Below are 3,939 nucleotides of genomic sequence, written 5' to 3' on the forward strand. Positions count from 1 at the left end.
CGGCGACCGTGCAGCCGTCCGCGCTCGGCTGGCGCACGGAGGCGTACGTGGAGGTGTACTGCGAGGGCGCCGCGCCTCCACCGCCGACTCTCAAGGTCGGGCTCAATCGGCTCGGCGGCTTCCGCAACGAAGTCACCTTCGTGCTCACCGGGCTCGACATCGAGCGCAAGGCCACTCTCGTCCGGGAGCAGATGGAGGCCGCGTTCGGCGAGGGGAACGCCAAGTCCCGTCCCGGTGAACTCCGTTGGGATCTCGCCCGTACCGACCATGCGGACGCCTCCACCGAGGAGACCGCCAGCGCACTGCTGCGACTCGTCGTGCGGGATCCCGACCAGGAGACCGTCGGGCGGGCGTTGAGCGCCGCCGCCGTCGAGCTCGCGCTGGCCAGTTACCCCGGCTTCCATGTGCTGACCCCACCTGGAAAGGGAGCGCCCTATGGCGTCTTCGATGATGTGTATGTCCCCCATGGTGACGTCGACCATGTGGCCGTCCTCCACGATGGGCGCCGGATTGCTGTGGCCCCGGCCCACGACACCCGCGTACTGGAAGACCTTCCACAGCCGGCCCTCCCCGAGCCTCCGCCGGACGGGCCCACGGCGTGGGCGCCCCTTGGTCTGGTCGCCGGGGCCCGTAGCGGTGACAAGGGAGGGAACGCCAACGTGGGGGTGTGGGCGCGTTCGGATGCGGCGTGGCGCTGGCTCGCCCATGCGCTGACCGTCGAGCGGTTCCGTGAACTGCTGCCGGAGACCGCCGAGTTGGGGGTGACGCGGCACGTACTGCCCAACCTCCGTGCCCTCAACTTCGTCGTCGAGGGGATTCTCGGCGAGGGCGTCGCCGCCCAGCATCGTTTCGATCCGCAGGCCAAGGCCCTGGGCGAATGGCTGCGTTCCCGTCGACTGGACATACCGGAGGCCCTGCTGTGACCGTCCTTCCGTCCGCCCTGGACACCAACGGTCCCGACTACGCGGCCCACCGCGAGGCCATGCTCGCCAAACTCGGCGAACTCGACGCCGAGCACGCCAAAGCCCTCGCGGGTGGCGGGCCGAAATACGTCGAACGGCACCGTAAGCGCGGCAAGTTGCTCGCCCGCGAACGCATCGAACTGCTCCTCGACCCCGACACGCCCTTCCTCGAACTGTCCCCCCTCGCCGCCTGGGGCAGCGACTACGCGGTCGGCGCCTCCCTCGTCACCGGCATCGGGGTGGTGGAAGGCGTGGAGTGCCTGATCACCGCCAACGACCCGACCGTGCGCGGGGGCGCGAGCAATCCCTGGTCGCTGAAGAAGGCCCTGCGGGCGAACGACATCGCGCTCGCCAACCGGCTGCCCTGCATCAGCCTCGTGGAGTCCGGCGGTGCCGATCTCCCGTCCCAGAAAGAGATCTTCATCCCCGGCGGCGCCATCTTCCGCGACCTGACCCGCCTTTCGGCCGCCGGCATCCCCACCATTGCCGTCGTCTTCGGCAACTCGACCGCCGGCGGCGCGTACATCCCCGGCATGTCCGACCACGTGATCATGGTCAAGGAACGGGCGAAGGTGTTCCTCGGCGGGCCGCCGCTCGTGAAGATGGCGACCGGTGAGGAGAGCGACGACGAGTCGCTCGGCGGCGCCGAGATGCACGCGCGCGTGTCGGGCCTCGCGGACCACTTCGCCGTAGATGAGCAGGACGCGCTACGGCAGGCCCGCCGCGTGGTCGCCCGCCTCAACCACCGCAAGGCGTACGGCGATCCGGCCCCGGCGGCACCCCCCAAGTACGACGAGAACGAACTGCTCGGCATCGTCCCGGGGGATCTCAAGACCCCCTTCGATCCGCGCGAGGTCGTCGCCCGGCTCGTCGACGCCTCCGACTTCGACGAGTTCAAGCCGCTCTACGGCACGAGCCTGGTGACGGGCTGGGCCGCCTTGCACGGCTATCCCGTCGGCATCCTGGCGAACGCCCAAGGGGTCCTCTTCAGCCAGGAGTCCCAAAAGGCCGCCCAGTTCATCCAGTTGGCCAACCAGCGCGACATCCCGCTGCTCTTCCTGCACAACACCACCGGCTACATGGTCGGCAAGGAGTACGAACAGGGCGGCATCATCAAACACGGCGCGATGATGATCAACGCCGTCAGCAACAGCCGCGTACCGCACCTGTCCGTGCTCATGGGCGCCTCGTACGGCGCCGGCCACTACGGCATGTGCGGCCGCGCCTACGACCCCCGCTTCCTGTTCGCCTGGCCCAGCGCCAAGTCCGCCGTCATGGGCCCCCAACAGCTCGCCGGTGTCCTGTCGATCGTCGCCCGGCAGTCGGCCGTGGCGAAGGGGCAGCCCTACGACGAGGACGCGGACGCGGCGCTGCGCGCCATGGTGGAGCAGCAGATCGAGTCCGAGTCCCTGCCGATGTTCCTGTCGGGGCGGCTGTACGACGACGGTGTCATCGACCCGCGCGACACCCGCACCGTCCTCGGCCTGTGCCTGTCCGCCATCCACACCGCGCCCTACGAGGGCGCGCGCGGTGGCTTCGGCGTCTTCCGGATGTGAGGCCCATGACCGACGTGAGGGACCACATGATCGCGACCGTCCTCGTCGCCAACCGGGGCGAGATCGCCTGCCGGATCTTCCGCACCTGCCGCGAGCTGGGCATCCGCACGGTCGCCGTGCACTCGGACGCCGACGAGCACGCGCTCCACACACGCGTGGCCGACGCGACGGTACGACTGCCCGGCTCGACACCCACGGAGACATACCTGCGCGGGGAGTTGATAGTGAAGGCGGCCGTCGCGGCGGGCGCGGACGCGGTGCACCCCGGCTACGGCTTCCTCTCCGAGAACGCCGACTTCGCCCGCGCCGTCCTGGCCGCCGGCCTCGTCTGGATCGGCCCCCCGCCCGAGGCGATCGAGGCCATGGCCTCCAAGACCCGCGCCAAGCAACTGATGGGCATCGCCCCCCTGAAGCACGTCACCGAGGCCGACCTCCCGGTCCTGGTGAAGGCGGCGGCGGGTGGCGGCGGGCGCGGTATGCGGGTCGTACGACAACTCGCCGACCTGGACGCCGAGTTGACGGCCGCCCGAGCCGAGGCGATGAGTGCCTTCGGCGACGGCGAGGTCTTTGTCGAGCCCTACGTGGAGGGCGGCCGACACGTCGAGGTCCAGATCCTCGCCGACACCCACGGCACGGTCTGGTCCCTAGGCACCCGCGACTGCTCCCTCCAACGCCGCCACCAGAAGGTGATCGAGGAGTCCCCGGCCCCAGGCCTGCCGGACCAACTGGTGGACGAACTGGGCGAGTTGGCGGTACGCGCCGCCCGCGCGGTCGCCTACGAGGGCGCCGGAACCGTCGAGTTCCTCGTCTCCGCCGACAACAAGGCCCACTTCCTGGAGATGAACACCCGCCTCCAGGTCGAACACCCCGTGACGGAAGCCGTGTTCGGCATCGACCTGGTGGCACTGCAACTCCGGGTCGCGGAGGGCGAGCCCCTGGAAAGCGAACCCCCGCACCAGCGCGGCCACGCCATAGAAGCCCGCCTCTACGCCGAGGACCCGGCAACTGACTGGACCCCCCAGACCGGCACCCTGCACCGCCTGGCCGTACCGGAAGGCGTCCGCCTCGACACGGGCTACACCGACGGCGACGACATCGGCGTCCACTACGACCCGATGCTCGCCAAGGTCGTCGCCCACGCCCCCACCCGCGCGGAGGCCCTCCGCAAACTCGCGGGCGCCCTGGAACAGGCGACGATCCACGGCCCGCTCACCAACCGCGCCCTCCTCGTGAACTCCCTGCGCCACAAGGAGTTCACGACAGCCCACATGGACACGGGGGCGCGGCCTCGCCTGGCTCGCGGACTCCTCCTGGGCGTCCTTCCGGTCGTACAACAACCCGACGCGCTACATCCGGCACTCCAACTACGTGCTGCGCATCGACCCGATCTCCACGACAGCGGCACAGCAGGACGCGACGTT

General features: G+C 70.0%; 3 protein-coding genes. All 3 read left to right on the plus strand.

What is annotated here, in order from left to right:
• Positions 1 to 923: acyclic terpene utilization AtuA family protein (locus ACNFOC_RS51990; RefSeq protein ID WP_416965963.1), on the plus strand; the 923-nt coding region annotated here is incomplete at its 5' end.
• A complete protein-coding gene (locus ACNFOC_RS51995; RefSeq protein WP_416965964.1) occupies positions 920 to 2,518 on the plus strand; it encodes an acyl-CoA carboxylase subunit beta in 1,599 nt (532 codons plus the stop codon). The genes ACNFOC_RS51990 and ACNFOC_RS51995, both read left to right, overlap by 4 nt.
• A gap of 26 nt (positions 2,519 to 2,544) precedes the next feature.
• On the plus strand, positions 2,545 to 3,939 hold a 1,395-nt coding region (locus tag ACNFOC_RS52000), incomplete at its 3' end, for an acetyl-CoA carboxylase biotin carboxylase subunit (RefSeq protein ID WP_521987114.1).

It is taken from the genome of Streptomyces colwelliae (genome assembly GCF_048158785.1).
Lineage (GTDB): Bacteria > Actinomycetota > Actinomycetes > Streptomycetales > Streptomycetaceae > Streptomyces.